At 68.2% G+C, this 3,533-nt stretch carries 3 protein-coding genes; 2 read left to right on the forward strand and 1 reads right to left on the reverse strand.

All coding sequences use genetic code 11. The features are described 5' to 3' along the window. Positions 1 to 1,581: Hsp70 family protein (locus QOD90_RS00670; protein ID WP_526345645.1), on the reverse strand; the 1,581-nt coding region annotated here is incomplete at its 3' end. A 186-nt stretch (positions 1,582 to 1,767) separates the two neighbouring features. Between QOD90_RS00670 and QOD90_RS00675 the strand changes: the two genes are divergently transcribed. After that, positions 1,768 to 2,370 (forward strand): Rv0340 family IniB-related protein, encoded by a 603-nt coding sequence (locus QOD90_RS00675; protein ID WP_526345647.1) that lies wholly within the window; start codon positions 1,768 to 1,770, stop codon positions 2,368 to 2,370. A 283-nt stretch (positions 2,371 to 2,653) separates the two neighbouring features. Further along, the coding region (locus QOD90_RS00680; protein WP_526345649.1) for an IniB N-terminal domain-containing protein at positions 2,654 to 3,533 on the forward strand (880 nt) is incomplete at its 3' end.

The following is a 3,533-nucleotide window of genomic DNA, read 5'->3' on the forward strand; positions in this document are numbered from 1 at the left end:
CGACGTCGGCTCCGGCGTCGATTCGGACGTGGGAGCGCTCGATACCGTCGACGTGACGTTCGACTGAGAACTCTCGGAGGACGGCGCCGAGGTCTTCGTGGAGAGGCTGGTGGTCACCAAGCCGTTAGCGCCCGTCGACGAGATCGTGACGACCTCGGTGACCGTGCCGCTATCGGTCGAATTGCCGGTCAGCGTGACCGCGAAGCCGCCCACCGCAAGCAGTGCGGCGGCCGCGGCGGCGCCGAAGAGAATGGGCGGCCGCTTGTACCAGGCCAGCGGCTCGGAGTCCGGAAGGTTGTCCTCTTCCTCGTGCAAGAAGGCCATCTCTGGCCTCGCCCCGGTCGACGAGTACTCCGATTGGTATTCACCGCCGCCGTAGGGCACCGGCTCACCGGACGGGGCGTCGTCCTGCGACCATGCCAGCGCGCCAGAAGACCCGTCGCTTGGCGGCGGACTTGCAGGCGCCGCGCCTGCCGCCCAGCCCATCGTCGGCGCCAAACCCGTTGGCACGTCGGCGCTGGGGGCCATGCCGGTCGGGGCCATCCCCGTCTGGGCGTCGTCGAACCCTAGAGCGGCGACGACGGCCGCGCCCGCGGCGATCGACAGGACCGGCAGCGGGCTGGCGACCACCGGTGCCCGCAGCTGCTCCGACAGTCGTTGGGTGACAACGGGTATCGCGGATCCACCACCGACCGTGGCGACCGCGGAGATGCTGGCGAGCGGAATCCGATAGCGCTGCAACGTCTCTGCGATGGTTGACAGCAGGCCGGCCAGCGGTGCTTCGATGAGGCGCTCGAGCTCGGGCCGGGTGATGCGGACGTCCGAGGAGTAGCCGGGCAACTCCGCCTGGATCACCGTCACGGTGTCGGAGGACAGCCGTTCCTTGGCGCCCCGGCACTCGTCGCGAAGGTGGGTGAGCGACCCGACCGCAGCAGTGCTGGCGGGATCCGCGGAGTTGGCGTCCGCGATGCCTGCGACGACGTGGTTCAACAGGGCCTGATCGACGAGGTCACCGGAGAAGTCGGGGTACCTGACGGTGTCACCGATGATCGCGAGGCCGGACCGCGCATCTGCCAGCGTGACGCTGGTTCCGCCGCCGCCGAAGTCGCACAACACCACGACACCGTCGTCGGGAAGTCCGGGCGCCGTCCGGAGCCCGTTGAGCGCAGCGACCGAGTCGGGAACCAGCGTGGCGACGATCCCATCGGGCGACAGGCTTGGCTTGCCCCGCAACGCATTTCGCAGAGCGCCGACGACCCCCGGCCCCCAGTGCGCGGGCACGGCAACCGTGACGGGGGAGCCACCGCCGACCGAGCGTGCCATCACGTCTAGTGCCTCGGCGAGGACCACCTCGCCGCGGTGAGAGGAGCCGTCGGACGCCACCAGCGGCACCGGATCACCGACCCGCTCGACGAAGCCGGTCAGCACCAGCCCGGGCTGGTTGGGGCCGGGCACCTCGCCGACCTGTGGCGCGCGGTCGTTGAACACCGTCAACACGGATCGCCGTGTGACGGGTGGGGCACCGACGCGGGCCGCCACCAGGTTGGTGGTTCCGACTGACAATCCGAGTGGTTGGCTCATTAATCAGCACCATAGCGGCTACCGGGCGGCCAACGGGCTCGATCCCCTAACGATTTCGAACCCCTAATGCAACGGCCCCTAATGCCCGCTCGGGCTGGGTGGGCTCAGCACCGATCCCCGAACCGAGCTCCGCCGATAGCATTCCCCTTGAACCGAAATCCCCAAGCAGCCGATAGGAGGTACGTCGTGGCGAATTCGCTGCTCGACTTCGTGATGTCGCTGGTACGCGATCCGGACGCTGCTGCCCACTACGCGGCCAATCCCGCGCAAGCCATCGCCGACGCCAACCTGACCGATGTGACCAGTGTGGACGTCAACCATCTGATCCCCGTCGTCGCGGAATCGATGTCGACGGCGGTTCCGTCGGCCGGAGTGTCTGGCGGAGCCGACACCCTCCTCGACTCGGCCCACAACGTCTGGGCCAGTGGTGCGGCGACCGCGGCCTTCGACGCGTTCGATGATCACCTTCCCATTCAAGGCGGAGGCCTGGACGTGGGCGAATTCGCCGACCACGTGCCTACCGTGGCGAACGTGATCGACCTGCCGGAGGATTCGGTGCCGACCATCGTCGACCATGGTTTCGACCAGACGAGCGTGCCGACGATCGCGACCCAGTCCGACCCCGCGATGACGCTGGACGCCCCGCAGTTCGACGATCTGCACGTGCCGGACGTCGCCTCCGTGGACGACTCGATCGACGCCGGACATCACGTCTCCGGTGCCGGCTCTGATGTCCTGGACGATCACCTGGACCATCCACAGGACCCGGGTTTCGACATCTTCACGTGACCCAGCCACCGCCAGCTAGTGACGATCCGCGACAGCGCGGCCAGCAATGGCCGCGCTGTCGTCGTTCGTGGGCCGCCATTCGCGCAGGTCAGCGACGCGCAATGAATACCCCGCACCGACCCCCTAATCCCCTAACCGCGGCCCCTAGGGCACCCCGTAACGGCCCCCATGAGCGAGGGGTTACGGCCCCGTTTCCGGGGCACGGACGGGCCCATAACGTTGTCTCCAGATCGCCGGAAGCCCGGCGACACGACCTGAAAGCCCACAACCGAAAGGCACTCCAATGACGAACCTCCTCGACTTCATCCTCGACCTGTTCCGCAGCCCCGTCAGCGCCGCGACGTTCGTCCGGGACCCCGACGGCGCCCTGCGCGATGCCGGCCTGCCGAACGTCAGCGCCGCCCAGCTCCAGGCCGTCGCAGCCAGCGCCGCCCCCGCCGGTGTGTTCCTCGGCGGCGGAGACCCGGTCTACGGCCTGCAGAACGCGGTCGCGAGCTACCACAACATCCCCGCGGCGTTCTCTCCGCAGACGGCCTTCTCACCGCAGACGGACTTCGCCAGCCACAACGACACGCAGCTCGCGAGCAACAACGACTTCATGAGCCCCGATCAGCATGCCGGTGCGAACGCCCAGAACGGCGCCTTCAACCTCGGCTTCGGCGACATCACCCTCGGCGACAAGACCAGCAACACCGCCACCAACGGCGGCGTCGTGAACACCGGCAGCGCCGGCCACATCGACACCACCAGCGTCAACGGTGACGGCAACGTCGTCGGTGACGACAACAACGCCAACACCGGCGTGATCCACGGTGGCAGCCATTCGCCGATCATCGTCGGCGAGGGCAACGAGACCACGGTCAAGGACACCTCGCAGCACTCGGGCGGGGACATCATCGACGGCAACCAGGGCACCGTCATCAAGGACAACGACATGTCCGGCGGGCACGGCGGCAGCGCAAGCTCCAGCGGCGGTGGCGGGCTGCTCGGCATCGGCAACGGCGGCAACGAGGCCAACGCCGGTGGTGGCGGCGGCGGTGGCTCGATCATCGTCAACGACCAGGGCAACCACTCCAACACCAGCACCACGGCGGTGGCGGGTAACCAGACCACGGTCGGCCACGACCTTGGCAGCGGCAACACCTCTGCCGTGGACTCCTCGT

The organism is Mycobacterium sp., assembly GCF_032161845.1.
Lineage (GTDB): Bacteria > Actinomycetota > Actinomycetes > Mycobacteriales > Mycobacteriaceae > Mycobacterium.